The sequence below is a fragment of the Alphaproteobacteria bacterium genome, from assembly GCA_016699305.1.
Taxonomy (GTDB): Bacteria; Pseudomonadota; Alphaproteobacteria.
Genome location: CP064970.1, coordinates 1,441,983 through 1,468,966 on the forward strand (window position 1 = coordinate 1,441,983; position 26,984 = coordinate 1,468,966).

The window sequence follows — 26,984 nt, forward strand, 5'->3', positions numbered from 1 at the left end:
GCAGCACGGCGAACAATAGCTTACCCACAAAACCTAATACTTGTGGCGACGGCCCTTGCCTCGTGAAATAAGATCCCTTACCGATTTCATGCAGGCCACGCTTTTGTGTTCGTCCGGTCTGTCATCACGTTCGGCGATGGCATGGCGGCGATGGGCAGACACAGGCGGATGCATGTGCCGTGCGAGTCTGGGCCAGATAATGCGGCGATGGTGCCGCCTTGGGACTCGATAAGGGCGCGGCAGATGGCCAGTCCCAATCCGGTGCCTTGTTGTCCATCTTCGGGTCGGGCCAGGCGTGTGAACATGGCAAAGATACGCTCGCGTTCGTTCTCGGGGATGCCGGGGCCTTCGTCCAATATATCCAGGCGAAGATGACCGGGGCCGTCCTCGGATGCGCGCAAGATGATGGGCGTGTCAGGCGGGGCGTAGAGGCAGGCATTCTCGATGATATGCTCTAGTGCCTTGACGGTTAAATCCGCATCTACCGCCAGAACGGGCAGATGCGCCGGAATATCCAAACGGATGGCGCGACCTTGGGTCATGTCGGATTGCTTCGACAGGGCGCTTGTAACCAGCGTGGCTAGGTCGTGGCGTCCGGCTTGGGGCGTCACCTGACCCGCCACCAGGGCCGCCATATCCTGGAAGTTTTGCGTGAAATGCGCGATGCGTTGCGCCTGGGCACATACGCCGTCCAGCAAGGTGCGGCGTGCCTCGTCGGCCAGAGTCGGCCACATGTCGCGCAATTGACCGGCCATGTCACGCAAGAATAGACAAGGGCGCATCAGGTCCTGGCCGATCGAGGCCAGCCAGGCGGCGTGCAGATGTTCGTTTTCGGCTTTGATATGCGCCCTGGCCGCCGCTTCGCTCAATGCCAGCCGCTCTAGCGCGCCGCCCGTTTGTTGCGCGATGGTGTCCAAGAGCTCCATACGGTGCGCGCGATCGATGTCATCGGTGGTGTCCAAGCCGTCGAATCGCGCGCCCAGAACACCAAAGATCACTTCGCCCGAACTGAGCGGCAGAAACAGCCAGGGCGCGCCGGGCAGGGTGTCGGAATCATGTCCCGCCGGTTGCCCATGTTGCCATGACCATTGCGCGGCGGCGGTCGATGCGGTGTCCAGCGCGCCCATCGCGGGCATGCTGGCGGTGCGTTGCAACATGCCATGCTGATGCAACAGGGCCACGCTGGGCGTTTGCAACAGCACATGGGCGTGATGCACGGCCATCCAGGCCACCGCCTGCGAATCCACCGCCATAGCCATGGAACGGCTGCAATCGCTTATCAATCCCGACTGACGCAAATGGCGACGGCGCTGGCTTGCCTGAGCGTGGAGATGCCGCGACATACGTCCGGCCAAGGCGCCGCCGAGCAGTAAGATCAACAAAGGCAGGACTTCGCCGCTTTGCAAGAGGCCGCTTTGATCGGCACCGCGCAAAAACGCCGCGTCCAGCAAGGCATAAGCCAACAGGGCCGCCACGATGGCCGGGGTCGTCCCCCAGCGCAGGCCGCCGCCGATGACGGCCAGCATCAGAAAAACCGGCGGCATGGCGTTGATGGCGTCGGTTCGAGGTGCGGCCTGTCCGGCCAGCCAAGCCAGCCCCGCCGCCCCCGCCACCGTCAGGCATGCGGCCAGGACGCGCGCCCCCAGATTGGTCAGGTCGGCGCGCGGACGATCACCGCGCTTTGTGGCCGTGCCGGCCACCAGCACATCGAATCCCTCTCCTTGCGCCACCAGACGATCGGCCAGGCTTGGCGATATGTGCCAGCCAATGCGCCGCCCACGGCCCAGAATGATGCGGCTGACATTATGCTCGCTGGCCGCCTCTAACAGAGTCTGCGCGATATTCTCGCCGGGCAAGATCAGGGTGCGTCCGCCCAATTGCTCGGCCAGACGCAAGGCGGCGGCCAGATGGCGACGGCCTTGGGTTTGCGATCCGCCGGGGCGTTCCACATGCACGGCCAACCAGGGCGCTTGCTGACGATCCGCCGAGCGTTTGGCGGCGCGGACCAGATTCTGTGCATCGGGCGTATCGTCCAGCGCCACCATCATGCGTTCGCGCGTGGGCCATATGCCGTCCACTTGGTGGGTTTGTCGCCAATCCAGCATTTGATCGTCCACGCGGTCGGCGGCGGCACGCAGCGCCAATTCACGCAAAGCGGTCAAATTACCCGGCGCGAAGAATCCGGCCAAGGCGCGCTGGGCGCGTTCGGGCGCATAGACCTTGCCCTCGGCCAGGCGTTTGAGCAAAGTCTCGGGCGGCAGGTCGATCAGCTCGATGGCGTCCGCCTGCTGCACGACGTGGTCGGGGATCGTTTCTTGCACCGGCGCGCCGGTGATGCGCGAGACCACATCGCTTTGGCTTTCCAAATGCTGGACGTTCAGCGTCGTCCAGACATCGATCCCGGCATCGCGCAGCTCTTCGATATCCTGCCAGCGTTTGGGATGGCGGCTGCCGGGCGCGTTGCTGTGCGCCAATTCGTCCACCAGGGCGACATGGGGGCGGCGCGCCAGCAATCCATCCAGATCCATCTCGCGCACGGCCACGCGCTGATGATACAAGACGCGCCGGGGCAAGATCTCCAGACCACGCAGCAAAGTCTCGGTTTCTGGACGGCCATGGGTTTCCACGATTCCCACCGCCACATCGACGCCCTCGCCACGCAAGGCTTGGGCGGCGCGTAGCATGGCATAGGTCTTGCCCACGCCCGGCGCGAATCCCATGAATATCTTCAGCTTGCCGCGCTGGGCGCGCGTCACTTCCTGCAGCAGGGCGTCGGGGTCTACTCCCTGGGACATCAGATCGGCGCGTCCGTCGTCATCCCGGCCTCTTTCGCTTTACGCTTCTGTGAGGGGTAGGCGCGTGGGGCCTTGGGCCGTGCGGCTCTCGGCCTGTTGACGATAGGCCTTGGTGCCAACCGCTTCCGCCGCCTTAGTCGAGGCCGTTTGATTCAAGGAATTTTGGATGCTTTGCATCCGATCCAGCCGAATATTTAATTGTTTTTCTTGCGCGGCGTCGCGCGCCTCGGGGTGCAGACTTTGGCCGATGCTCCACAGGCTTTCCGCCGCGTCCTGGGCGATGGCGCGCCACCGGTCGGCCTCGGCCTGGGCTTGCTGATGTTCACGGCGCATATCCGCCAATTGGCGGCGCAACTCGCGCACTTCTCGGCGCAAAGATTCGCATTCCAGAAAAATGACGCCGTGATCCGTGCTGCCGCCATAAAGCGGGGTTAGCTGCGCGCGCGCCGCGGCTGCGGCCAGGTCCGCGAAATTCAGTCCGGCCCGACCAAGCAAGGGGCGCGCCAAGCGCAAGGCCGCTTCGGCCTCGCCTTGTGCATCCGAATCCAGCATCGCCAGGATGCGCGGCAATCGCGCGCTTTCGTTTGTCTCGCTCACACCACAGATTCCTTCATGTCAAAAGGCCCCATGGCCGGATTTGCCACATTAGGGGACCTAGATTACCAGCCTCTTTGCCATGGCGCCAGTCGCCGCGCATGGATCTCGAACGGACCTTAACCGGCTATTAACGCTATCCGCCGCATAGGTGAAGGATCATTCGACCATTTGGGGAGATAAGGCCATGCTGACTTCAGCCGACACCATGGATATGGGATATCTTCCTGATCCCGTAACGTTAAGCTACGCCGCCGCGCTGCGTGGCGCAAGGCCGCGTTTGCCAGGTGAATCCTTTCATTACGCGGTTTTTGGCGCGGCTCACGCGCGCGCCATGGGGCTATTGGCGGCCAGCAATCCCGAGGGTGTCCTATGGAGCGTTGGCCCCGGGGCGGGCGCGGCCTTGGCACAGGAGAACCTGGCCAATTTACGCGGCCTGGATTGTCCCTTGGACGATGTGGCCGAGCGTTTGCGTACGGGCAAGCTGGAACTACCTTTGTTGGATTATGCCGTGCTGGACCTCAGCCAGAACGAGATGGATGTCTCGGTACTGGCCGAAGTCTTCGCGTCGATCACGTTTTTGCTGGCCCCTGGGGGCTTGTTGGCGCTGCGCTATACGCCCTTTGATCCCGACACATCGGCCGATGCGCCTTTGGAGGCGGTGGCCGGGCGTTTGGCCGTGGACGCCACCACGCCGCAAGCTCGGCTGGAGCTGTTGGCGGATATCGATGTTCTGGGCGGAACAAGAATGACGAACACCGCGCGCGTCGCATTGAACAAAGCTTTGGCCGACAAGAACGCGGATGCTTTTCTGGCGCGTTATGCCGCCTCGCCCAAGGCCGAGTCCTCGACCGCCGAGATCGCCGAAGGCTTGCGCGGCGTGGACCTGGTCTTTTTGGGCAATGCGGATGTTGCCGCCAATTATCTGGAGCTGACCGCTCCGGCGGCTATGCATCATGTTTTGGCGCGTCTGGCCACGCATCCGGCTTGTGAAATCGTCAAGGACATGGCCATGGGAACGCCGTTGCGCTGCGATTTGTGGTCGCGCCAGCCCCAGATGACGGCCAATCCCGTGCCGCGTTTCGGCGGATTCGCCTTTGGCGTTGTGCGACCGGTCGAGGATATTCCCGAAAGCCTGGTCTTTCCCGGCGGTCGCATCGACCTGTCTTCCGACATGTTCCGCCAGATGATCGCCGAGCTGGCCGCCGCCCCCATGACCATCGGCGATTACCTGCAACACAAGGGCATATCGGATGAGGAGGAGGTTAAGAATATCCTGAGCGTCCTACAAATTCTGATTGCCGTGGGCGTGGTCGAGCCGATGCGTGCGCCTTTCTCGGGCGTTCTACCCACGGATCCCTCATGGCCCAAATTGGAAGGTCCGTACAATATCCGTTTGCGCTCGATCAGCGGCGGCGGCATGCCGTTTCCGGTGGCCTCGATCGTGCGCGGCCGTCCCATTCTGTTGCCCGGCATCACCGCGACCATCCTGAAGGCCGTGGATCAAGGCGGCATCAGCGAGGCCGGGGCGCGTTTGTCGCAATTGATCGAAAAGCATGGCCTGGGTACGGACCCGTCTTTGGCTGCGCTGGATGCGGGTGACAATGAGGCTCGATTGACGGCGTCTTGGCGTTTGGTGGAGCGTTTCTGCAACGACGATCTGCCATTCCTTGTGACCTATGGCGTGTTGCAAGCCTGATCGGATGCGGATGTGAGCGCGAAACCATTCGACCGCGCTTTAGCTTTGCATCAGTCGGGGCAGTTGGACGCGGCGGAGAGGCTGTATCGCGAGATTCTGCAGACCGAGCCGCTGCATGCCCATGCCTTGCATCTTCTGGGCGTGTTGCTGCTGCAGCGTGGGCGGCATAACGAGGCTTTGGTCGCCATTGATGCGGCCTTGTTGGGCTTGCCCGGTCATGGGCCGGCGCATTATCACCGCGCCGTCGCCTTGCGCGGCTTGGGATGTGCGGACGAGGCCATGCGCAGTTGTCGCCACGCGCTTGAATTATCTCCCAGCCATGCCGATGCCCATGATCTGCTGGCGCAGATATTGCGCGCGCAAGGCCAGTTGACGGATGCTTTGGCGTCGCATCGTCAGGCTTTGGCCTTGGCGCCAAACAATGCGCATCTGCATATGAATTACGGCGTCGCCTTGGTCGTGGCCGGAGATTATCAAGAGGCCGAGGCCGCTTATCGCAGGGCGCTGAATCTGCATCCCGCTTCGGCGGAGACTCACAACAATCTGGGCAATCTGCTGCGCGGCCAAGGCGTGTTGGACCGGGCTGTTTGCCACTATGCCAAGGCGCTGGAGTTTGCGCCCGATTATCATGTAGCGGCGGTGAATAAGGGGCTGGCGCATCTGCTGCAAGGCGGATGGAACGAGGGCATGGCTTTGTTCGAGCGCCGTCCGGCACCGCCCTTTGCCCGGCATCTTGATCCCGCGCGGCGTTGGCGCGTGGGGCAGCCCATGCCCAAGCGATTATTGGTCTATGCCGAGCAGGGCTTTGGCGACAGCATTCAATTCGCGCGCTTTCTGCCGGGGCTGGTCGCGCAAGGGGTGCAGGTGCATCTGCGCGTCCAAGCCGCTGTGTTGCCCCTGATGGCAGGTCTAGGATGCCAGATGGATATGGCGGTGGATGATCCCGCTCTGCCGACCCCCGATCATGACGCGCATGCGCCGTTGATGAGTTTGCCTTATCTGTGCGGCATCAATCCCTATGTCTTACCTTCCATGCCGTCCTATCTTTGTCCCGATCCCGCGCGTGGCGCCGACTGGGAATCTCGTTTGCCTTTGGCTATGCCAGGACGACAACGCCTGGGGATTGTCTGGGCGGGCAGCACGGGCCATTTGAACGACCGCAACCGATCCTTGGATTTTGAGCGCCTAAAGCCGCTTCTTGATATGCCGGGAATTCAATGGGTGTCCTTGCAAAAAGATCGTCTGCCTTCTTGCGGCCTGCCCGAAGGGATGGCCGAGATAGGGACACAGTTGGGCGATTTCGCCGATACGGCCGCGGCGTTGCAGAACCTGGACGGGCTGGTCACCGTGGATACGGCCACCGCCCATTTGGCCGGGGCCTTGGGGCTTCGTGCCTATGTGCTGCTGCCTTTCATTCCCGATTGGCGCTGGGGTCTTGGCGGCGTCACGACGCCTTGGTATGCCAGCTTGACCTTGATACGTCAGCCAGCCTTGGGCGATTGGGACGAGGCGATCAATGCTTTGGTCGCGCGGCTTTCGAATGGGCCTGTTTAGTTTTCTTGTTTTTTGTGGCAGTGGATTTCACACCATTCCCCGCCCCGCTTAGATAATCCGACATCTCGCCCGCCGTCAGGGCGAAGGAGGTGGATCTGTTCCAGCGCATCAAGACACGGAAATTCGGATAAACCAACCAAGTACTCGTGCCGGGACCGTCGGGTTGGATCAGGCTGGCGCGTAGGCCTGCGGCTTGCGGTAAGGCACCGCCAGTGCTGGTCCGCACACCCAAACGCTGCCATTCGGCCAGGGTCTTTGTGCTTTCCAGACCAATCACGCCATGGGGCAGTTTCGCGGGAAGTTTGACGCGCCGGCCCCATCCTTGGCCCGGTTGCCAGCCTTCTGCGACCAGATAATTGGCGGCCGAGGCCAAGGCGTCGGGCGTGCTGCGCCAGATATCGCGGTGGCCATCGCCATCGCCGTCCACGGCGAAACGGATGAAGGTGGTGGGCATGAACTGCACCTGCCCCATCGCGCCTGCCCATGAGCCGGTCATTTGCAAAGGGTCCAGCCGTTCTTGCGCCGCCAGACGCAGGGCCTGCATCAGCTCTTGCCGGAAATAGGATGCGCGGCGCCCCTCATAAGCCAAGGTCGTCAACGCGCCGAATACGGGAAAACCGCCGGTGAGGCGTCCATAGCGCGTTTCGATTCCCCACAAAGCCACCACCACGCCGGCAGGGACACCCCAACGCTGGCTGACGGCGCGCAAGGTGGCCTGATGCGCGAGCATCTTTTGTTGACCCTGTTCTTTGAAGGCGGGAGTCAAAATGCGGCGCATATAGACGGATGTGGGCAGACGGCCTTCGGGTTGGGCCTGATCCAACTCGATCACGCGCGGCAAGGGGGCCGCCCCGCTTAGGGCCGTGGTCACCAAAAGCGGCGGCAGACCTTCGGCCAATGCCTGTTGTCGCAGCCCCGACAACCAGGAATCAAAGGGCGTTACCTCAATCTGGCCGCCGGTGGCGCTGGATTCTCGAGCCGAAGCGGGGGTTACCAAGGCGGCCATACACACTGCCAGAATTAGGCCCCATATCCACAAACTTGAACGCATGGCGCGGTCTATTCCGACATATGGGCGAGAATCTGATTACCACCGGCTTCCTTGGCGGCCTGCAGGGCCTGTTGCGCGGCTTGCAAGATGGCCTCGATCGAGGTGCCGGTTTGGGCGCTGGCCAAGCCGCCGACCAGGGTAATGCGCGCCACTTCGCCCGTGGCCATCGGCACCGGTTGGGCCTGTACGGCGATACGCACACGCTCCATCGCCTTGGCCGCTTCGGTCATGGCCGCACCCTTGAGCACCAACACGAATTCTAAGCTGTCCAGACGGTACATGTCGTCGAAAGAACGGACTTGCTGGCGGATCAGATTCGTGGTTTGAAGCAGGATGCGGTCGGCGGCTTCCTGGCCAAATGCCTTTTGAGCTTCGTCCATACCGTTCATCTCGATCACGGCCAGGCAAAAAGACGGTCCGCCGCGTTCAAAGCGTTTCTGTTCGCGCTCAATATCCTGCAAGAAGCCAAAACGCGATTTGACCCCTGTTAGGGGGTCCAGCCCCGCCGTGGCTTGGATCAGCTGCTTTTCCAGATGGCGCAAGGCGCGCAGCAATCCCGAGAATTCCTGAGTCAAATCGTCATAAGCGGGGCCAGCCATCTCGCCGCTGGCCTGGGTCGCCGTGGCTTTGTTGTGCAAGGCTTCGTAACGCTTCGCCACATCTTCGACCGGCGCGGAATCGAGAGCCATGCTGCTGGCCGATTGGCGTAGCCAATGCAAGAACACGCTGGGCGATTCGATGCGCGCGGCGGCAGGCGCGGTGGACGCCGATTCCAGATTCAAGGCCTTGCGGTGCCAATGGGCGAACCATGCCAAATGGTCTTCTAGGGCGGCATCCAGGCGGGATAAGAGTTGTTCGGGAGGCAGTGCAGTCATCGCGTTTCCCATCGTCATATGGTAGAGGGACGGCAGATTCGCCGCAGACAGTATAAACACGATATGATGTCTACGCCATGCATGCAGATGTCATCGAATGGGGCGCGTTCTACGCCAGCCCAACAGGCCGGGCCAGCCGGATGTTATTGGCGCGCGCCATAGCGCGGCTGTGGCCGGACGTGCCCGCTCCCGGTCAGCGCATGATGGGGCTGGGCTATGCCCTGCCATATCTGGATTCATGGCGCGCCGGTCCGGCCGAGCGGGTCTTGGCCTTTATGCCTGCCGGACAGGGCGTCACGGCCTGGCCGCAAGGATCTATGGGGAATCGTGGCAATGCCGCCTGTCTGGTGGATGAAAATCAGTTGCCCCTTGCCGATGCCAGCGTCGATCGAATCCTGGCGATCCATGCTTTGGAAGGCGCGGCCCAACCCCAGGCCATGTTGCAAGAATGCTGGCGGGTGCTGAGCGGTCAAGGAAGCCTGTTGTTGGTTGTTACCAATCGGCATGGGTTGTGGGCGCGGGCCGAGCAGTTGCCTTTTGGCCACGGCAGTCCTTATTCTTTGCATCAAGCCATGCACGCCTTGCAAGACGCCCTGCTGATCCCACGTCAGACATGCCATGCCTTGCACGCGCCGCCTGCCCTGATCGCTTCGTCTTTTTGGGAGGAGTTGGGCGCACGGGTGATTCCGGCTTTGGCGGGCATGATCTTGATCGAAGCCAGCAAGCAGACTTGGGTGCCAGCCCGCCGCGTTGGCTTACCGGCACGTCAAAGACTGCCTTTGGTTCCCGCGACTCTGCCTCATTCCTGTAGCGGACGGGATGGCGCGGCATGAGGCGTGGGCAAAAAGGCTTTATTTTGGCCGAGATGGCTTTGGCCGTGGTGATCGCCGGAACGATGCTGGCCGCCATCTTGCCGCTCGTCACTCAAGCGAGACGTGGTCAAGGCCAGACCCAGACTCGCGCCACGATGGAGCTTGTGACGCGGGCGGTGGCGGCCTATGCCGCCACGCATCATTGTCTGCCTTGTCCGGCTGTGCCGGGCGCAAGCGGCGCGGCTTTCGGCGCTTTGGGCACTCCTGCGGGCCAAGCCTGCGGGATATGTGCGGGTGCCGAGGGGCTCGTACCTTTTCAGGCTTTGGGTCTGCCTTTGGCGGCGGCTCGAGATGGTTGGGGAGTTTGGCTGACGATGCGCGTCGATCCGGCCTTGACGGGCGATATCTGCCGCGATCCCGCGCCCAAAGACGCCACGGCGCGGGTGCGCGTTAAAGATGGCGGCATGCAAGAGGCAGCATTGGTGTTGCTGAGCCATGGAGCCAACGGCTATGGCGCTTGGATCGCGGGGCCAAAGACTGCGGCGCAATCGGCCACGCGCCTGGGATTTCCGGCGCAGCTTGCTCCATGCGCGAATGGCGGCGACGAACGCTGCAACGCCGATGGCGATCGTGATTTTGTGGATGCGGATATCGCTTTAGGGAATAGTCGTTACGATGATGTATTAAGCTACTGGGGGCGCGACATTCTGCTCGGTTACGCGGGTGCGCCACCATGTCATACAGCTTGGTGACAAAAGAACTGTCATCTCGGGGGATCAAGGGTGGCTGGTGGAGCCAAATTGCCGGAACAGGATTGGGAATGGATCACCGCGCCGGGATTGGAGGATCCAGGATCGGGTTGGTCGGTCCCTGTGCTGGCCGAAGGATTGTTGCGCCGGGCCGTGCGTGAGGGCGCGTCGGATCTGCATGGCGAACCGGGAGCGCATGACGTGTCGATCCGTTTACGCTGTTCGGGCGAATTGACGGAGCTTAAACGCGTATCGCGCGATATCTGGCCCAGCTTGGTGCAGCGTTTGAAATTATTGGCGGGGCTCGATATCGCGGACCAAAGACGACCTCAAGACGGCGGATGGAGTCTGAACGTCGATCATCGAAGCATTGATATCCGCCTGTCCACCATGCCGACATTGCATGGAGAGGCGGTTGTGGCGCGTTTGCTGGAGCGCGACCGCGCCTTGTTGTCCCTGGATCAACTGGGGTTCAGCCCTCATGTCTTGCGAGCCTTGCGCCGAGTCTTGGCCCAGCCATGGGGACTGACGGTGTTCACAGGTCCCACAGGCAGCGGCAAAACGACCTCGCTTTACGCCTTGTTGCACGAATTGACGGGCGAGAATTTAAGCCTGCTGACTCTCGAAGACCCCATCGAATACCGCCTGGACGGCCTGCGTCAAACGGCCATCAACGAGGCGGCGGGGTTAAGCTTTGCCGTCGGATTGCGTGCCTTGTTGCGTCAGGACCCTGATGTGATCTTGATCGGTGAAATCCGCGACGGCGAAACCGCGCGTCTGGCCTTGCGCGCGGCGCTTTCGGGCAAACGTGTGCTGACGACCTTGCATGCGGGCGACACGCTGGGCGTCATGCCGCGCCTTTTAGAACTGGGATTGGAACGCAGCCTATTGGCGGGGGCGTTGTGCGGCGTGGTCAGTCAACGCCTGGTGCGCAAGCGCGGCGGTCAAGAACGCGTGGCGGTGGGCGAAGTGCTGGAGATCGACGAATCCTTGCGCGATTTGATCCTTGCGGGCGCGCCGCGCGCGGCGTGGCGGCAGGCTTTGGCCCGAATGGGCTTTGTGCATTTGGCCGAGGACGCCCAAATGCGGTTGACGGCGGGAGAGCTGGATCCCGACAGCCTGGCGCGTGTCTTGGATGTGACACCGCAAGAGGCGGCCGCATGAAACGCGCCGTGCCAAGGACGCGGCTTTCCCATGCCAGCGCCTTGCTGCTGTATCGGCATATGGACGAATCCTATCGCGCCGGTCTGCCTTTGACCGAGGCCTTGCAGGCTCTGGCCTTGGGCGATCATGGCGATCCGGTCTTGGCGGGTGCCGCGCGTCTATTGGCGACGGATGTGGCGGCGGGGCGTCCTTTGTCCGAGGCGGCGCGGCGTCATTCCCGGCTTTTCGATCCCCTGGATGCCGCCATCTTGGCCGCCGGCGAGGCGGGCGGCGCGATGGATGAATCGCTCTCCCAATTGGCGCAGGCGGCGCAAACCCGTCACGAACGGGAACGGCAATTGCGGCAAAGCTTGCGCTATCCCATCATCGCCGGGACTTTGACTCTTGCCGCTTGCGGCTTCTTGCTGCTGGTGGTGGTGCCTCAGGTCGAGACTTTTTTGGTCGGGCTGGGCGGTACCTTGCCATGGGCCACACGTCTTTTGTTGCAGGTAACGCAAGCCGCCCAGACGATTCTGCCCATATTATTGACGCTGACGATGTTTCTGGCGCTGGGATGGAAATTGGCCCCTCGACTGTGGCCGTCTCTGGCCATGGAACGCGATGGCTGGGCCTTGCGTGTGCCTGGATTGGGGATCGTGCTGCATCGTATGGCATGGGCGCGGGTCGCTCAAGCCTTGGCCCTGTTGTTGCGCAGCGGGTTCGGGGTGACCCAGGCACTGGACCTGGCGCGGGCCACGGCGGGCAATCGGGCCGTGGCGGCGCGTTTGGCCGTAGCGGGCGAGGATGTGCGCCATGGCGCGCCGCTTTCCCTGGCGTTGTCACGAGTCCGTGGCGCGCCAGCCCTTTTGGTCACCTTGGTGCGCAGTGGCGAGCAATCGGGGCGTTTGCCGCCGATGCTGACCCAGGCCGCGCGTTTGCAAGAACAAGACGCCCAGCACCGCACTCAACAATTGATCGGGATGATCGAGCCGAGCATGGTGTTGGTCCTTGGCGGCTTGTTGGCCTGGGTGGTCGCGGCGGTATGGGGGCCTCTTTACGGCCAGATGGCCATGATGGGCGGGGGAATGTGATGGCCCTGCGGCGCGGCTTTGTCTTGGTTGTGGGGGATGCGGGGGCGTGCTTGGTGCCCTTTCCAGGATGCCGTCTGTCCCCTTTGCGCGTGGCGGCGGATGCGCCCGCGACGCCGATTCTGGATATATTGCGCCGGTGGCCCCGTATGCCCGTCACCTTGATGGCGGATGGCTCGGATGTATTGCTATGCCGTCAGGACATTCCGCTTTTGCCCCGCGCCGAAAGAACCGCCGCCATCCAAGGACGCCTACGACTGATGTTCCCTCATGCCGCTCTGACGGGAGCTTTTCCCGTCGGGCCGATGCGGGCCGATGGCCAATCCTGGCTTTTGACGGGACTGACTGCGGGCGGCATGGCCCAGACATGGTTGAATCTCTTGCGTCAACATGGCGTGAACGTAGCGGCGCTGGCCGTGACACCGATCGAATGGGCGCGCATCGGGGCGCGTCTTGCGAAAAATTCAGGGGATGTTTTGGTCGCGGCGCGCTCCAGCGTGGGGGGCGGGATGCGCGTGGTGCTGGCCCGTGCCGGAGCGGCCCTGGCGAGTCGCATTCTGCCTGTGCCCGAGGACCCCGGCGCGGCCTTGCTTGAGCCAGTGCACGCCTTGGCTGAGGAATCGGCGCGTGGCGGTGGTCCTGCCCCGACCATTTTGGCTTTGCTGCCCGGTCAGACACCCGTTGCCCAGGCCGCTCAGCGATTGCGGTTGCCATGTCGTTTGTTTCCTGACGAAGTCTTTGCCGATTCTCTGTTGACTCCTTGGGTGCTAAGCCAGGGCGTTCTTTTGAATTTATGTCCAAAGATACAAAGTGCTGGCTGGCGGGGGGTGTGGGTGCGACGTGCGGCCTTATGGGGGGTGATCTTGGGGATTATCTTGGTTGCGGTTCTCATGTCTGAAAAAGATCACCAGAATCGGCCTGCTTTGCTTCCCGAAGTCAAAGAAGTCCCTGGCGTTCCCGCCCCGGAACAGGTTAGTATCCGCGGCATTATTAAATGGCCCGATGGGCGGGATTGGCGTTGGCCTTTGGATCAGGATGCACAAGATGATCATGAATGAAGAAACCGCGCGGCAATGTTTGGACGTGATCCTTGGCGAGGCCTTGGCACGTAAGGCCAGCGATGTGCATCTGGCATGCGGCCAGCCCCCTTTGGTGCGCGTGGATGGAGATATGGTCCGCCTGGAACAGCCGCCTTGCGATGCGCCGATGTTGGACGCCTTGATGGATGTGTTGCTTCAAGGAGGACCGCACCGCGAAGCTTGGGGCTCGGGCGCTGACTGCGACGCGGCCTTGACTTGGGCCAACAGGTTGCGTGTGCGCGTGAACGCCTATCGTACATTGGACGGAGCGTGCGCCGCGTTGCGGTTGATCCCTCTGGATGTGCCGGAATGGTCGTCTTTGGGGGTTCCGGAAAAGCTGATGACCTTGACGCAACGTCGCCAGGGCTTAATCTTGATCGCAGGTCCCACAGGCAGCGGCAAAAGCACGACATTGGCGGCTTTGGTTCAGCATCTTCATCAGACGCAAGCGGGCCATATCCTGACCATCGAGGATCCCATCGAATTCGTGCATGGCCCGGGGCGCGGCCTGATCAGCCAGCGCGAAGTGGGTTTGCATACGCCGGATTTCGCCTCGGCGCTGCGTATGGCTTTGCGCGAGACGCCCGATGTCATCGTGATTGGCGATATGCGCGACCGCACGACTTTCAGCCAAGCACTGCGTGCGGCTGAAACGGGGCATCTGGTGCTGGGGACGTTGCATGCGCCCAGCGCCGCCCGCACCGTGGATCGTATCTTGGATGCTTTCGAGGGGGCCGAGCGCTCCAGCGCCGCCTTGTCCCTGTCAGGCTGCCTATCGGCCATTTTGGTGCAACGTCTGGTGCGCCGCAAAGGCGGCGGTCGCGTGGCCTTGCACGAATTGTTGCTTGCTACCCCCGCTGTGCGCAGCATGATCCGGGATTCCCATGTGGCGCAATTGCCAGCCGCCATCGAGACGGGCCGCTCGGTGGGAATGCAAAGCATTGCGGAGGCCGCCGCGCGTCTGGTGGCCAACGGCACGCTGGACATGGCCACCGCCCAGATGGTGAACGGAGCTTAGTCTAACGCGCCAAGATTTCCGCAGGAACGGGCAAGCGCGCTTCATGGGGGCTCGGTGCGCGTAGCCATGGGCCCCAAGTTTTGACCATGGGGGCCAGGGATTGGCTGACACGACCGGCGGCGCCGATATCGGCGAAGAAGGCGTGCAGCAGACCCATGATCGCCTCGCGCAGATTCGGCTCGGGCGGCAGCAGGCGCACGGCCAATGGTGCGTCTTTAGGCATTCCTAGACGACGACGCGCCTCGACCATGGCGGTGTCCAACCCGCCCAGATGATCCACAAGACCCAATTCCTTGGCCTGCGCGCCCGTCCAGACGCGCCCGCCCGCCAGACGGCGCACGGCGTCGCGGTCCAGATGGCGGCCTTGGGCCACGCGGTCCAGGAAGCCTTGATAGATATCGTCCAAGGCGGCGTTCACCCGCTCATGCTCGCTTGGCGTATAGGGCGTGTTGTTGGACCACATGCCGACATTGCGCCCGTCCTGGATACGCCCCCATGTCACGTCCAATTTCTTCCACAAGCCTTCCAGCGCCATCTTGCCCGTCAGAACGCCGATCGAGCCGGTCAAGGTGCCCGGCTGGGCGATGATGACATCGGCGGCGCTGGCGATCCAATAGCCGCCCGAGGCCGCCGTCGCGCCCATCGACACGATCACCGTCTTGCCCGCCGCGCGCAGACGATCCACGCCGCGCCGGATGGTCTCGGACGCCGTGGCCGAGCCGCCGGGCGTATCCAGACGCAAGATGACCACGCGCAGATCGTCGTCCTCTTCGGCCATCCTTAAGGTTTCCACCATGTCGCGGGCAGCGATGCCGTCATTCGATCCGGTAGGATCAAAGCCTCCATGCGAGGATTCCGCCGTGATCATTCCCGTGCCATAGATCAAGGCCACGCGCGCGGGGCCGGGAGATTTAGGTTTCTTAGATTGGACATGAGCCAGATAACGCGACCAATCGATAGATTGGGCATGATCCTCGTCCGCATCCGCCGCCGCGCGTTCCGCTTCGTCTTCTTCCTGTTCGATCAGGCTGCGCGGAGCCTGCGGCGTGGTGCCCAGCATCATGTCCAGGCTTAAAGGTCCCGTGCGTTGCCAGGGCGTGATGGTATAGGGCGCGGGGGGACGCGGTCCCGCCATCTGCCAGGGCGGCATTTCGCCATCGGCCAAATCCAGGGCTTGCTCTAGTACCTGGTCGGCGTAAAGCTGGCCGTCGATTAGGCCGGCGCGCTGCGCCTCTTGCGCCAATAACGGGCCGGAATCGCGGGCCGCGATCACGGCGGACAGGGGCAGGCAGCGTCCCAAGGAAATGCCCGTCACGATCTGCCTTCCGACATCGCGCGCCAATGCGGTCATCATCTCGCCCTCGGCCTGGCCCATGGCGCGGTCGGTGACGCTGTTCATGGCGGATTTATAGGCTTCGCGCTTGTCGATCTGCGGCTCGACGCCGAAGCGGTCCAAGACCGCGCGGAAATAGGGAATCTCGATCAGCAAGCCCGCCAGTCCCACCGATCCCACCGGCTGCACATAGACCCGGCTGGCCTGGGTCGCCAGGAACAGATTACGGTCACCTGGCGAAGCCTCGCCGAAACTGGGGGCATAGGCCAGGGCGAATTTACCGCTGGCGCGGAAACGCTCAAGCGCCGTCGCGATTTCTTGGGCCTGGGCCAATCCCAATTGATGGTCGCCAAAGGTCACGACCAGTCCGCGCACCCGTTCATCCTTACGCGCGGCGTCCAGGGTGCGGACCACGTCGCGCAGGCGGCTGGGCGGACTGATGGCCATATCGCGCACCAGATTGACCAAGGGCGAATCCGGGGCATCTTCAACCAGCGGTTCGGCCAGGTCCAATGTCAGAACCATGCGTTCGGGCAAGGGCATGACGGGAACGGGCTTTTTGTTCAGCAGCACGATCCAGCCCAGAACGGAAACCAGCACCACGCCGCCGCCGATGACAGCCAAGAACCGTCCCAGAATGCGTCCTATCCTACCCAGCATGATGTTTGACCCCTGTTCCGGGAAACCAGAAGATAAACCATGACGCAACCTAAAGAATCCGGTTGGCGGCGTCCATGTTTTTGCGCAGAGGCGATTTGTCGGCTTGAGATTGTCCCATGGCCTTGGGCATACTGTAGGGCACCATGCCCAATATGCGCCAACGCCATGCCTATTTCAAAGCCGCCCGGGAATCCTTGCGTCCGGCAGGCGGGGCCGTGCGGGCCTGCGACCATCCCGGATGCGCGGCCCCCGCTGAACATCGCGCGCCCAAAAGCCGGGACTTAAAGGACTATTATTGGTTCTGCACGGAACATGCCCGCGCCTACAACACGCGCTGGGACTATTTCCAGGGCATGACGGCGGACGCCATCGACGCCTTTCGTTGTGCCGACCTGCTGGGACATCGTCCCACATGGCCTTTGGGCAGTTTGGGTGCCAAGCGGCGGGCCGCGCAAGAGGACGACGCCCGGCGCGCAAACGAGAAGAAGACAGCCACCGATCATCTGGCACGCCGTTTGCCGGCGGCGGGATTATCGGCCCTGGCGGTGATGGATCTGCAGCCGCCGGTGGGATTTGACGATATTCGCGAACGCTATCGCACATTGGTGCGGCGCTTTCATCCCGATCTGCGCGGCGAGGATAACGATTCCGAAAACCGCCTTAAGGCCGTCACCCAGGCCTATATGGTCCTCAAAGCCCTCTACCGCCCCAGTCAGGACGACAACGAATGAACAGCCCGGACCTTCGCTTGCCCGATCTTCGGTTATCCGTGCGCGAGGTCTTTGGCCTGGATGTTGATTGGACGGTGCCCGCTTTTTCCGCACCCGACGAACATGTGCCCGAGCGCGATGCCTGTTACCGCTTTGACCATGACACCACCTTGGCCATCTTGGCGGGATTTGCCCATAACCGGCGGGTGCTGATTCAAGGCCTGCACGGCACGGGTAAATCCACCCATATCGAACAAGTCGCCGCGCGTCTTAATTGGCCGTGCCTGCGCATCAATCTGGACAGCCATATCAGCCGTATGGACTTGCTGGGCAAAGACGCCATCGTGCTGCGCGAGGGAGTCCAAGTCACCGAATTCCGCGAGGGGATATTGCCTTGGGCCTTGCAACGCCCTTGCGCCTTGGTCTTTGACGAATACGATGCCGGGCGTCCGGATGTGATGTTTGTGATCCAGCGCGTATTGGAAGTGGAAGGCAAGCTGACCCTGTTGGATCAAAGCCGCGTGCTGCATCCGCATCCGGCTTTCCGCCTATTGGCCACGGCCAACACCGTGGGGCTGGGCGATGCATCGGGACTGTATCACGGCACACAGCCGATCAATCAGGGACAGATGGACCGTTGGAACATCGTGGCCAGCTTGAACTATCTGCCGCACGAGGCGGAAGTGGCCATCGTGTTGGCGCGGTTGCCGCATCTGGATACGCCCCAAGGTCGCGCGCGCGTGGCCGCCATGGTGCGCGTGGCCGCCATGACGCGGGTGGGGCTGGCGGCGGGGGACCTGTCCACCGTCATGTCGCCGCGTACGGTGATCACCTGGGCCGAGAACGCCGATATTTTCGGCGATCTGGCCCTAGCCTTTCGCCTGACCTTCCTGAATAAATGCGACGAAACCCAGCGCGCAACGGTGGCCGAATATTATCAACGCTGCCTTGATGTCGAACTGCCTGAAAGCGCCCTGACCAAGACGGCATGAATGACCCGCTTTAGGGCTGGCTGTGCATATCCGGTGCGGGTTTGGGTAATTTGGCGAACATGGCATCGAAACGCTGCACATCGCCGGGGCTTTCGGCTAAGGCCTGACGCAATTCGGGCAAGACCTGGGCCAATCGCGCGGCTAGGAACGTGCCGGCGGCCTCTTTGCGCCATGCCAGGCGTGCCTGAGCGGGCCATTCTTCCCAAGTTTCGGGGGAAAGCTGGTTACGTAACAAGGCCATCATCGTCATGCGCGATTTGGCCAAGATGGGTTCATGGGGGCCTGTGTCGAGCGACAAAGCCAATGCCTTGACCACGCCGGGCATCGGCGCGCCGGTGCGCAGACGCAAATAGGCCAAACGCATCCAGCCGAACGTGTCCACCGGGGTTAAACTCAGCGCATGTTGCTGAGCGGCCAGGGCGCTGGCGATTCCTTCCTGTCCGGCAGGCGTGGCAAGGCCAGCGCGTTCGGCGCGGATCAGATAGGCTTGCGCCAGATCGGTCTGTGCCCGCGCCGTATCTACCCATTGAGATTCCGGTTGTTCGCGGCTGGCGATGAGTTCGTCCAGTTCCTTATCATCCAGCGAACGGGCGTTTTGCAGCAGCATCTCTTGTCGCTGGGCATCGCCTTGCGCGCGCACGCCGTGGGTGACGCTGTGAGGCACCGCCAAAGTCAACAACAACAGGGCTGCGCCGCCCATCACAAAAGGCATCGCGCCCGTCACGGGGCGTGGGCTGCGCTGCCGCCCCACGGGGGCGAAGCCGTCAGTTCGTATAGTAATCACGGTAGCGGCCATAGGCGACGCCGAAATCGCTGTAGCTATAACGTGCATGCTGGGCCAGATCCACCTGGTTCAGCACCACGCCGGCCACATGCAGACCCAGGCTTTGCAATTGATGCGCGGCACCTGCCGCCATGTCGCGGGGCGTCTCGGCCCAACGTACCAACAGCAAGGTGCAATCCACCCAACGCGCCACCACGGCGGCATCGGCCAAAGCCAGGATCGGCGGCGTGTCCACGATCACCAGATCATATTTTTCGCCCATATGGCGGATCAAACGCTCCATCTGATGCGAGCCCAGCAGGTCTTGGGCATTGGGCGTCTCACCATGCGCGGCAATGAAATGCAGGCCCGATGACGTATCGACTTGGATCGCCTGCTCGACCGAGCGGGTGCCGGCCAGGACCTGGGCCAGATCGGCGGCTTCGCGGCCATTCTCCGAAGCCAGCAGCTTGGACACTTTGGGGCGGCGCATATCGGCGTCGATCAACAGCACCCGATTGCCCGACTTGGCCAGCACGCGACCCATGCTGACGCTGAAGGTGGTCTTCCCTTCGCCGGGCACGGCGCTGGTGATCATCACCGATTTGGGCGGTTGATCGACATTCGAGAAATGCACCGCCGTGCGCACGGTGCGCAAGGACTCGCCAAAGGTCGATAAAGGCTTGTCCAGCACATAGTCTTCAGGCGACTGGTCGCCGGCGCTGCCGCGCGTGCTGGGCACCAGACCCACGGCGGGCAGTCCCAATAAAGATTCGATCTGCTCGGCGTTGCGGAAGCCGCGATCGAAATACTCCACCAGCCAAGCCAGGCTCAGTCCCACGGCCATGCCCACCAGTAGGCCTAAGAGAGCAAACAAAGGCTTGGACGGGAAATCGGGCCGCACGGGCGGTTGCGCGCGCGCGATCAAGCGCGCATCGGCCATTTGCAGGTCCTGCTGTTCGCTGGTTTGTTTGAAACGGCCCAGGAAGCTTTCATACAAGGTGCGATTGGCATCGGCCTCGCGCTGCAATTGGCGCAAGGTGACCATCTGCCCCATGCTTTCACCGGTTGTTTTCTCGATCTTATCCATCTCGCTTTGCAGGCTATTTTCTTTGGCCTTGGCGATCTCAACTTCGTTGTGCAGGCCTTGGATGATCTTTTTTGCCTCTTCCGATATCTTGTGGCGCAAGTCGCCAAGCTCGGCCCTGGTATTCACGATCTTGGGATGGCGCTCACCATACCGGGATTCCAAGTCGGCCATTTTGCGTTGCACCTCGGATTCCTGTTCGCGTAAACGCTGAATCAGGGGCGAGGCAAGAACATCGCCTGAAGCCTCGATCGATCCCCGCGCACCGGTCATTGATTGCGCGCCGCGTAGACGGGCTTCTGCCTGGCTACGCTCGGCTCGCGCCTGGATCATCTGTGTATTGATCTGTCCCAATTGCTGTTGCAGCACGGTGCCTTGGGCCGCCTCGGTCAGATTGGCCTTTTGGCGAAAATCTTCGACGGCATGCTCGGCGGCTTCTACCTTGCCTCGCAGATCGTCCAAACGGCCCGATAGCCAGCCATTGGCGCGCTGCACGGCCTCGAACTTGGCCTCAAGCTGATCGACCAGATAGGCATCGGCAAAGGCGTTGGCTATGCGCGCGGCTTTTTCAGGGTCTTGCGAGCGAAAGCGGATGCGTATGCTGTAGCTGCGCGCTTCGTTGCGTACGTCAAGCGCCGCGCCGATATTGCGGGCGACCTCGTTGCGTATACGATCTTCACCTTGAGGGGACGCTACCAGGCCCAGCCAATGCAAAGGCATCATGGGCCAAGGCACCGCTCTGGCGGCGGAATTAAACTCGGGGTCCTCGATCAACTTTAGCTTATCGATCACTCGGTCGATCATGGTGCGCGAGGTGATGATGTCGATTTCGCTTCGCAGGGACGAGCTGTCCACCTGAAGATTGGATAGGACTTGCTCGGCATTCGTCACACGCTGCTGTCGGCTATCCAGCAGCACAACGGCCTCGCTCGAATACTGCGGCGGCAGGATAAAGGCCAAGATAGTGGCCAGCAGAATCATCACGGTGGTCGAGATGGCAACCAGGCGCCAGCGCCGCCGGGTCATGGCAACAAGGCCTTTCAATGTCACGGCCTTCATATCATCTACGGCTGCAGGTGTTAGGGGCTGCGCGCCCGCGATTATCTTGTCACCATTCTTCTTCCAGGAGGTCCCGGCGCTTACATCCACATTCTGCATTTGCTTTACCTTATTAGATCACGGGTGGTGTGGATCGCGACGACAGAGGGCGCGGACGCACAAAAGCCTGGATGTTCCCAAAGGCACGGCCTTAGAAAGGCCAGATGAGCCATGGGATAATCCCGCGGTTTGAATTGAGCGGTCAGAAGAACCGCTCGGGCACCCGGATCACGTCTCCAGGTAGGACGGTTTCATCCTCGCGCACGGACCTCTCGACTTTGTCGGCATCGTTCGCGCGCACGATCGTTATCTTACTGCCGTTGGCACGATAGGTATAGCCTCCGGCCAAGGCAACGGCATTCACGATGGTCATACGGTTGACAAACGGGTAGCTTCCCGGCTTGGTCACTTCTCCCAGGATATAGAACGGCCTGTAGTTTAGTACCTCCAGGCTGACCTGAGGATCGCGCAGGAATCCGCCGGACAACTTATCCTTGATGGCATTGGTCAGTCCGCCCAGGGTTTGGCCGACAGCGGGAATGTCTCCCACAAGCGGCATGATCAGATTGCCGGTGCTGCCGATTTCAAACTCGCCCGACAGATCGCTCTCGCCGAACACCACCACCTTGACCTTGTCACCCACGCCCAAGACATAATCGACAGTTGTATTGCCGGTCGCCGCCGTGGGGGACCCTGCCGGGATGGGCATTGTAGGTGTAGGCTCGCTAAGAGCGGCATTGGGTGTGGGCGGGCGCAGGGATTGCTGGGCCCATGCGGGACCGATGCCCCACAAGCTGGCCAACAACACAACAAATCCCGCAACGCGCGGCAAGGCTTGATGCAGCACGGCCTTCCCTTTCAATAAGTGGCACACGACTGGATGTTCATTCCGTCTTTTGTTCTAGCATAGAGTTCGTTTCTGAATCAACATACACAAATAGAATGTCTTCGTCTCAAACGAAACGGGGCAGCCAAAGGCTGCCCCGTCGTAAGATATTGATACGTTGCCTTACATCTGGGCGCCCAGGCGTACGCCGACCATGTGACGGTCGAAACGTGCGGTCGGGACATCCGAGTCGCGTGTGGCAAAGTCATAGTTAAGGTCGGCGTGGAAGTTGCGGTTAAAGAAGTACCGCGCCCCAGCGCCCACGCCCACAGTGTCGTCGGCGCGATCGGTGACGCCGCCTTCAAAGTCGTTGCGAGTGACCGACACGTTGCTCTCCAACAGCAGGTCACGCATCAGCTCATGCGTCACCGTGGCCGAACCGCCGGTGCTGAGGAAGCTGGAATAAGCCAGCGGGTTGGTGACGCCACCGGCCGTGGTTTCCTCGATGCTGCGCTCGACTTCGAAAGTCAACGAGGTCAGGCCGGTGATGTTCCAGGTGGCATCGCCGCCAAACTTGACCGCATCAACATCGCTGCTGGCGAAACGGCGGTAATCCTGAAGCATGTAACCGACATAGGCTTGACCGGTCACGATGCCGCCGAAATCCATCTCGCTACCGCCCACGACATCGAAGCCGTCGGAGTTGCGCAAGGGATTGAAGTCATAGTGACGGCTGTTCACCTTGCCCGCGACAAAGGGGCGGAAGTTGGGGCTGAACTCATACATCACCTTGCCGCCCAGCTCGTTCTGATCGCGGTTGCGGGTGGTTTGGACGATGCTGCCGCCCAAGGCCGGCGTGTCTTCATAGGCGTGACGCTTAAAGTCGTAATCGCCCGTCAGCTTCACGCTGCCAACGCCATGATATGCCGTCACGCCACCGCGATAGACGTGGAACTTGGTGGGCTCGGAACCCGCGACATCGTTGGGCGAGCTGCGGCTTTCCGACAGGTTCTGATAGCCCAGATTCAGCTTAATCCAGGTTTCGCGCATCACGTCGATGCGGCCCTTGGCGTCAAATACGCCGTTATAGAAGTTCTCGTCATCGTGTTCGGTGTACAGGCCGATATCGCCGATGGCCGACAAAGCCAAGGCATGCCGCGACCAATTCGAGAACAAGCCGACGCTGGGACGCAGGTTCCAGACAAAATCGCTCTTCTCGTTGGTGTCGGTGGCAAAGATATTGCTGTCATACCAGCCACCCGCCGTGACGGCCGGGAAGAACTGGAACGATCCTACGGGGATGGGTGTGGGGTCGAAATCGGGGCGCGGACGCTCAATCACCGACTGACCACGGATCGGATGAACGGGCGAAAACGGCGCGCGGACATTGACGGCACCATCGACCGGATACCGGCCGCTAAAGACGCCTTCTGGACCATAGGCCAAGGCCGTTCCGGACGCAGACATCACTGCGAGGGCTGCACCAACCCCCAAACTCACAGCGCGGATATTTTTCATGGCTTGGTCCTTTCTCTTCTCTACCCTTGTGTTTTTCGTTGTTCGTTTTCAAAGCTTAGGCACATACGGGATGCTCGACCACGCGCCGCGCTTAGCTCTTTATCTTCGCTCTTGTGCGATAATTCGGCGCATCTGTCTATATGCAAGGCCTCGCTGGAAACAGAAAATAGTCTTCATGGTTGATGTGTTGCTAGATTGCAACAATAATTAACCTTTGATTTAGTTAAATCATGCAGGGGAAGGTGCCTTCGGAAAATGAGGGCAATGTTCCAGATGCAGATCCGTGCGCTCGGGCATTGCGGCATAGGGCACGAAAGCGCCAGGCAGCTCTCCCTGTTTCGCTTTGGGGTTCGTCAAGAAGAGTTCCAGGCTGGGTTTGCGGAATACAGAGCTGCCGCTGTCAGGGCGATGTTCGTGTTCCCCCATATTCAACATCATGCCGAATAGATCCAATGTACCCGCCTTGATCCGCTCTTTAATGACTGGATGCGCGGCGATGTTTTTGATCGTGTCGTTCATCAAATAAATCGCCAGCCGTTCTTTGGCATCGCGCGAAGACGGTTCATGGTTCTTGCAGGCTTGGGCTTTATTCTCCGCAAAAAGCTCCATCATGCTGTGCATGATCGTGTCGCGGGGTACGCCTTGCATCATGAGGCGCTGAAAGCCACATAGGCCATGATGTTGCACGACGATGGATTTAAGGCTGGGAAAGCTTAAGGCGACCTCGATGCTCGACCATACGCTTAAATCTTGATGAGCATTCTGCGGGTTGACCACCAGGCCGCCCGCTGTGCGGATGCAAAACACCTGGCCCGGTTGGTCGGGCATGAAGCTCAATGTGCGCGAATCCGAGCATCCAATCAGACAATATTCTGGTTGTTGTCCATGGGCAACCAGACTCGGCAAACAGTTGTGTGTGTCTGCGTGGGGATGGCGGTGCACATAATGCTCGTCCACCACGGCATAAAAGCGATTAATAAAGACATCGCCTAGAACGTCCTTCGCGCGCGCACGCGTTTCATCGGCGCCCAAGGGCGCTTGGTTGATTGTCATGTGGCTGCTCCATAAGTTCCGTTTTTCCGTGATCCATGATGAAACTTATCGAAATACTTTCACAAGCTGATGATGATCTTTTAAAAAAAGAGTGTCGGGATGACTTGCGGCTTGCGATGTGATCCGCGATCATGGGGGCCTCTTATCTCTCATTCCCCATGCTGGTCCTATGTCCGAGGTTGTGTCCTATCATGTGCTGCATTTCCCCTTGGATCCCTCCAGTCGGCGCGTGCGCTTGGCTTTGGCGGAAAAAGGGCTGAATTTCGAGCTGACGACCGAGCCGCCATGGGAGCGGCGTCCGGCTCTGATGGCGTTGAATCCGGCGGGCGAGGTGCCGGTATTGCAGATCAAGCAGGCCGACAAGCCGGATGAATCGGTGGTTCTGTGCGGTGTCGATTCGATTTGCGAGTATATCGAAGAAACGGCGGGCGGCCCCTTGCTGCTGGGCAATACGGCCATCAAGCGCGCTGAAACACGCCGCTTGGTCGCTTGGTTCGATCGTAAATTCGCGGCCGAGGTCACCGATTGCCTGTTGGGCGAAAAAGCCTTGCGCGGTCTGCGCGGCCAGGGTGGACCGGACCCGGTCTTTTTGCGGGTCGGTTATGCGAATATCCATTATCACCTGGATTATATCGCCTGGCTGTGTGAAAGACGGCGCTGGTTGGCGGGCGAGGCGATCTCGATGGCGGATCTTGCCGCCGCCGCGCATCTATCGGCGCTGGATTATCTGGGCGATGTGCCTTGGGACGCGCATGCCGGCGCGCGTGAATGGTATGCGCGCCTTAAATCGCGTCCGGCCTTTCGACCTTTGCTGGGCGACCATGTGCCTGGAATCGCGGCGGCGGCGCATTATGCGGACCTGGATTTCTAGGACCGCGCTTGGGCTTGTGTTATAAAAGATTCCACAAACCACTGCGAAAGGGATTGTCGCCATGCTCAAGGTTTCCTTTGGTGCCGATACGCCCTCTGGCAAGGGCGGCGTGGTGGTGTTGACGGTGGCGGAGTCGCAGACTCTGGGGCCGCGCGGCAAAGATTACGACCGTAAAAGCCAGGGCTGGTTAAAGCGCGCCATCGAAAGCGCCGAATTCACCGGGAAAAAGGGCGAAACGCTGGTCCTGCCCGCGCCGTCCGGCTTGGGTTGGCAGCGTTTGGTGCTTTTGGGCATTGGCCGTCCGGCTGTCTTGGACGCGATGGTGGCAGAGTCCATCGGCGGCACTTTAACGGCGTGCCTGGATGCGACCCATGTCGAGACCGCCTCTTTGGTGATTGATATATCGGATAAAGCGGGACTGGAAGCGGGAGTCTTCTCGGCGCATCTGGCCTATGGGGCGCTCTTGCGCTCGTGGTCGTTCGATAAATACCGCACCAAGCGCAAGCCTCAAGAAGGCAAGAAACTGGCGCAGTTGAATGTGATGACTGTCCAGGCGCCTGCCGCCAAGCGCGCTTTCGCGCCGCTGATCGCGGTGGCCGAGGGCGTGTTCATGGCGCGCGGTTTGGTCTGTGAGCCGCCCAATGTGCTGGGACCGCAGGAATTGGCGCAAGAGGCGCTGACGCTTAAGAAGTTGGGCGTTGATGTCGAGGTTCTGGATGAAAAGGCTTTGCGTAAACTGGGTATGGGGGCGCTGCTGGGTGTTGGACAGGGCAGCGTGCGGCCTTCGTCTTTGGTCGTCATGCGCTGGAACGGGGCCAAATCCACGGGCGGGGGCAAGGCGGCAGCCAAAGCCGCCCGTCCCATCGCCTTGGTGGGTAAGGGGGTCTGCTTCGATAGCGGTGGCTTGTCGCTGAAGCCCGCCGAAAGCATGATGAGCATGAAATATGATATGGCCGGCGCTGCCGCCGTTATCGGCACCATGCGTGCCTTGGCCTCGCGCAACGCCAAGGTGGATGTGGTGGGCGTGACACCGCTTGTTGAAAACATGCCTTCGGGCAGCGCGCAGCGTCCGGATGACGTGGTGACCTCGCTTTCCGGCCAGACGATCGAGGTGCTTAACACCGATGCCGAGGGGCGTCTGATCCTGGCGGACGCCTTGTGGTACACGAAGGAACGTTTCAAGCCGCGCTATATGGTGAACTTGGCCACCTTAACCGGTGCCATCGTCATCTCGCTGGGACATGACTATGCCGGGTTGTTCAGCAACAGCGATATGTTGTCCAGCCAACTGATCGAAGCCGGTCGGGAAGTCGAAGAAAAACTGTGGCGCATGCCGTTGTCACCTGTCGGTGAAAGCTATGATAAGGAGATCGACTCCGATATCGCGGATATGAAGAACATTCAAACCACGCGCGGCGCGGCGGGCAGCGTGACCGCCGCCCAGTTCCTTCAGCGTTTCGTCTCAGACACGCCATGGGCGCATCTGGATGTTGCCGGCATGGTCTGGAGCAAGAAGGATATGGCGACTTGCGGCAAGGGTGCCACGGGTTATGGCGTGCGCTTGCTAAATCACTGGATCATGAAAAACTTCGAATGATCAATACTTTACAGCTATT

At 61.1% G+C, this 26,984-nt stretch carries 22 protein-coding genes; 12 read left to right on the forward strand and 10 right to left on the reverse strand.

The annotated features are described in order from the left end of the window. Positions 1–86 precede the first annotated feature (86 nt). Positions 87–2,795, reverse strand: coding sequence for a sensor histidine kinase KdpD (locus IPI58_06850; GenBank protein ID QQR68559.1), 2,709 nt, complete (start codon positions 2,793–2,795; stop codon positions 87–89). A gap of 39 nt (positions 2,796–2,834) precedes the next feature. Next, positions 2,835–3,392 (reverse strand): hypothetical protein, encoded by a 558-nt coding sequence (locus tag IPI58_06855; GenBank protein ID QQR68560.1) that lies wholly within the window; start codon positions 3,390–3,392, stop codon positions 2,835–2,837. A 184-nt stretch (positions 3,393–3,576) separates the two neighbouring features. Here IPI58_06855 and IPI58_06860 point away from each other — a divergent pair, with 184 nt between their 5' ends. Next, on the forward strand, positions 3,577–5,088 hold the full coding sequence (locus IPI58_06860) for a hypothetical protein (GenBank protein ID QQR68561.1): 1,512 nt from the start codon (positions 3,577–3,579) through the stop codon (positions 5,086–5,088). 12 nt (positions 5,089–5,100) lie between these two features. Further along, positions 5,101–6,642, forward strand: a complete 1,542-nt coding sequence (locus tag IPI58_06865) for a glycosyltransferase family protein (protein ID QQR68562.1) — start codon at positions 5,101–5,103, stop codon at positions 6,640–6,642. Here IPI58_06865 and IPI58_06870 read toward each other — a convergent pair. Together IPI58_06870 and IPI58_06875 are read right to left on the reverse strand one after the other, a co-directional pair. Next, complete coding sequence (locus tag IPI58_06870; GenBank protein ID QQR68563.1) at positions 6,602–7,648, reverse strand: lytic murein transglycosylase; 1,047 nt, start codon at positions 7,646–7,648, stop codon at positions 6,602–6,604. The two genes, IPI58_06865 and IPI58_06870, sit on opposite strands and share 41 nt — an antisense overlap. Before the next feature lie 53 nt (positions 7,649–7,701). Then, positions 7,702–8,568, reverse strand: coding sequence for a diguanylate cyclase (locus IPI58_06875; protein QQR68564.1), 867 nt, complete (start codon positions 8,566–8,568; stop codon positions 7,702–7,704). 77 nt (positions 8,569–8,645) lie between these two features. Between IPI58_06875 and IPI58_06880 the strand changes: the two genes are divergently transcribed. From IPI58_06880 to IPI58_06905, 6 genes are read left to right on the forward strand one after another with little or no spacing between them, the layout of a single operon-like run. Then, entirely contained in the window at positions 8,646–9,401 is a 756-nt protein-coding gene (locus IPI58_06880) for a methyltransferase domain-containing protein (GenBank protein QQR68565.1), read from the forward strand. Beyond that, positions 9,398–10,132, forward strand: a complete 735-nt coding sequence (locus IPI58_06885) for a type II secretion system protein (protein ID QQR68566.1) — start codon at positions 9,398–9,400, stop codon at positions 10,130–10,132. Before IPI58_06880 ends, IPI58_06885 begins: the two co-directional genes overlap by 4 nt. 30 nt (positions 10,133–10,162) lie before the next feature. After that, complete coding sequence (locus IPI58_06890; protein QQR68567.1) at positions 10,163–11,293, forward strand: type II/IV secretion system protein; 1,131 nt, start codon at positions 10,163–10,165, stop codon at positions 11,291–11,293. After that, positions 11,290–12,363, forward strand: a complete 1,074-nt coding sequence (locus tag IPI58_06895; GenBank protein ID QQR68568.1) for a type II secretion system F family protein — start codon at positions 11,290–11,292, stop codon at positions 12,361–12,363. The genes IPI58_06890 and IPI58_06895 overlap by 4 nt, the downstream gene beginning before the upstream one ends. After that, positions 12,363–13,418, forward strand: a complete 1,056-nt coding sequence (locus IPI58_06900) for a hypothetical protein (GenBank protein ID QQR68569.1) — start codon at positions 12,363–12,365, stop codon at positions 13,416–13,418. Before IPI58_06895 ends, IPI58_06900 begins: the two co-directional genes overlap by 1 nt. After that, a complete protein-coding gene (locus IPI58_06905) occupies positions 13,411–14,457 on the forward strand; it encodes a PilT/PilU family type 4a pilus ATPase (GenBank protein ID QQR68570.1) in 1,047 nt (348 codons plus the stop codon). Before IPI58_06900 ends, IPI58_06905 begins: the two co-directional genes overlap by 8 nt. A 1-nt stretch (position 14,458) precedes the next feature. Here IPI58_06905 and sppA read toward each other — a convergent pair whose 3' ends face one another. Then, positions 14,459–16,450: a signal peptide peptidase SppA gene (sppA, locus tag IPI58_06910; GenBank protein ID QQR68571.1), complete on the reverse strand. Its 1,992-nt coding sequence runs from the start codon at positions 16,448–16,450 to the stop codon at positions 14,459–14,461. 143 nt (positions 16,451–16,593) lie between these two features. Here sppA and IPI58_06915 point away from each other — a divergent pair, with 143 nt between their 5' ends. Beyond that, positions 16,594–17,181, forward strand: a complete 588-nt coding sequence (locus tag IPI58_06915) for a DnaJ domain-containing protein (protein QQR68572.1) — start codon at positions 16,594–16,596, stop codon at positions 17,179–17,181. Further along, positions 17,178–18,152 (forward strand): AAA family ATPase, encoded by a 975-nt coding sequence (locus IPI58_06920; protein ID QQR68573.1) that lies wholly within the window; start codon positions 17,178–17,180, stop codon positions 18,150–18,152. The genes IPI58_06915 and IPI58_06920 overlap by 4 nt, the downstream gene beginning before the upstream one ends. 10 nt (positions 18,153–18,162) lie before the next feature. Here the strand turns inward: IPI58_06920 and IPI58_06925 are convergent, their stop codons facing one another. The 5 genes from IPI58_06925 to IPI58_06945 all read right to left on the reverse strand — a co-directional run bounded on the left by IPI58_06925 (position 18,163) and on the right by IPI58_06945 (position 24,497). Then, complete coding sequence (locus tag IPI58_06925; protein QQR68574.1) at positions 18,163–18,948, reverse strand: hypothetical protein; 786 nt, start codon at positions 18,946–18,948, stop codon at positions 18,163–18,165. Then, positions 18,917–21,028 (reverse strand): polysaccharide biosynthesis tyrosine autokinase, encoded by a 2,112-nt coding sequence (locus tag IPI58_06930; GenBank protein QQR68575.1) that lies wholly within the window; start codon positions 21,026–21,028, stop codon positions 18,917–18,919. Before IPI58_06930 ends, IPI58_06925 begins: the two co-directional genes overlap by 32 nt. Positions 21,029–21,302: 274 nt before the next feature. Continuing rightward, positions 21,303–21,974 (reverse strand): polysaccharide export protein, encoded by a 672-nt coding sequence (locus tag IPI58_06935; protein QQR68576.1) that lies wholly within the window; start codon positions 21,972–21,974, stop codon positions 21,303–21,305. A gap of 135 nt (positions 21,975–22,109) precedes the next feature. Further along, a complete protein-coding gene (locus IPI58_06940; GenBank protein ID QQR68577.1) occupies positions 22,110–23,444 on the reverse strand; it encodes an outer membrane beta-barrel protein in 1,335 nt (444 codons plus the stop codon). 228 nt (positions 23,445–23,672) lie between these two features. Then, positions 23,673–24,497, reverse strand: a complete 825-nt coding sequence (locus tag IPI58_06945) for a carbonic anhydrase (GenBank protein ID QQR68578.1) — start codon at positions 24,495–24,497, stop codon at positions 23,673–23,675. 169 nt (positions 24,498–24,666) lie between these two features. On the opposite strand from IPI58_06945, the gene IPI58_06950 reads away from it, so the two are divergent. Together IPI58_06950 and IPI58_06955 are read left to right on the forward strand one after the other, a co-directional pair. Then, positions 24,667–25,368, forward strand: a complete 702-nt coding sequence (locus IPI58_06950; protein QQR68579.1) for a glutathione S-transferase family protein — start codon at positions 24,667–24,669, stop codon at positions 25,366–25,368. A gap of 61 nt (positions 25,369–25,429) precedes the next feature. Then, positions 25,430–26,965 (forward strand): leucyl aminopeptidase, encoded by a 1,536-nt coding sequence (locus IPI58_06955; GenBank protein ID QQR68580.1) that lies wholly within the window; start codon positions 25,430–25,432, stop codon positions 26,963–26,965. The last annotated feature ends 19 nt before the right edge of the window (positions 26,966–26,984 follow it).

Bases quoted from the DNA above. Each gene is read 5' to 3' on its own strand.
- IPI58_06850 (QQR68559.1), bottom strand. From the start codon at position 2,795: ATGTCCCAGGGAGTAGACCCCGACGCCCTGCTGCAGGAAGTGACGCGC.
- IPI58_06860 (QQR68561.1), top strand. From the start codon at position 3,577: ATGCTGACTTCAGCCGACACCATGGATATGGGATATCTTCCTGATCCC.
- IPI58_06870 (QQR68563.1), bottom strand. From the start codon at position 7,648: ATGGCCGCCTTGGTAACCCCCGCTTCGGCTCGAGAATCCAGCGCCACC.
- IPI58_06875 (QQR68564.1), bottom strand. From the start codon at position 8,568: ATGACTGCACTGCCTCCCGAACAACTCTTATCCCGCCTGGATGCCGCC.
- IPI58_06880 (QQR68565.1), top strand. From the start codon at position 8,646: ATGCATGCAGATGTCATCGAATGGGGCGCGTTCTACGCCAGCCCAACA.
- IPI58_06885 (QQR68566.1), top strand. From the start codon at position 9,398: ATGAGGCGTGGGCAAAAAGGCTTTATTTTGGCCGAGATGGCTTTGGCC.
- IPI58_06895 (QQR68568.1), top strand. From the start codon at position 11,290: ATGAAACGCGCCGTGCCAAGGACGCGGCTTTCCCATGCCAGCGCCTTG.
- IPI58_06900 (QQR68569.1), top strand. From the start codon at position 12,363: ATGGCCCTGCGGCGCGGCTTTGTCTTGGTTGTGGGGGATGCGGGGGCG.
- IPI58_06905 (QQR68570.1), top strand. From the start codon at position 13,411: ATGAATGAAGAAACCGCGCGGCAATGTTTGGACGTGATCCTTGGCGAG.
- sppA (QQR68571.1), bottom strand. From the start codon at position 16,450: ATGCTGGGTAGGATAGGACGCATTCTGGGACGGTTCTTGGCTGTCATC.
- IPI58_06915 (QQR68572.1), top strand. From the start codon at position 16,594: ATGCCCAATATGCGCCAACGCCATGCCTATTTCAAAGCCGCCCGGGAA.
- IPI58_06920 (QQR68573.1), top strand. From the start codon at position 17,178: ATGAACAGCCCGGACCTTCGCTTGCCCGATCTTCGGTTATCCGTGCGC.
- IPI58_06925 (QQR68574.1), bottom strand. From the start codon at position 18,948: ATGGCCGCTACCGTGATTACTATACGAACTGACGGCTTCGCCCCCGTG.
- IPI58_06930 (QQR68575.1), bottom strand. From the start codon at position 21,028: ATGACCCGGCGGCGCTGGCGCCTGGTTGCCATCTCGACCACCGTGATG.
- IPI58_06940 (QQR68577.1), bottom strand. From the start codon at position 23,444: ATGAAAAATATCCGCGCTGTGAGTTTGGGGGTTGGTGCAGCCCTCGCA.
- IPI58_06945 (QQR68578.1), bottom strand. From the start codon at position 24,497: ATGACAATCAACCAAGCGCCCTTGGGCGCCGATGAAACGCGTGCGCGC.
- IPI58_06950 (QQR68579.1), top strand. From the start codon at position 24,667: ATGTCCGAGGTTGTGTCCTATCATGTGCTGCATTTCCCCTTGGATCCC.
- IPI58_06955 (QQR68580.1), top strand. From the start codon at position 25,430: ATGCTCAAGGTTTCCTTTGGTGCCGATACGCCCTCTGGCAAGGGCGGC.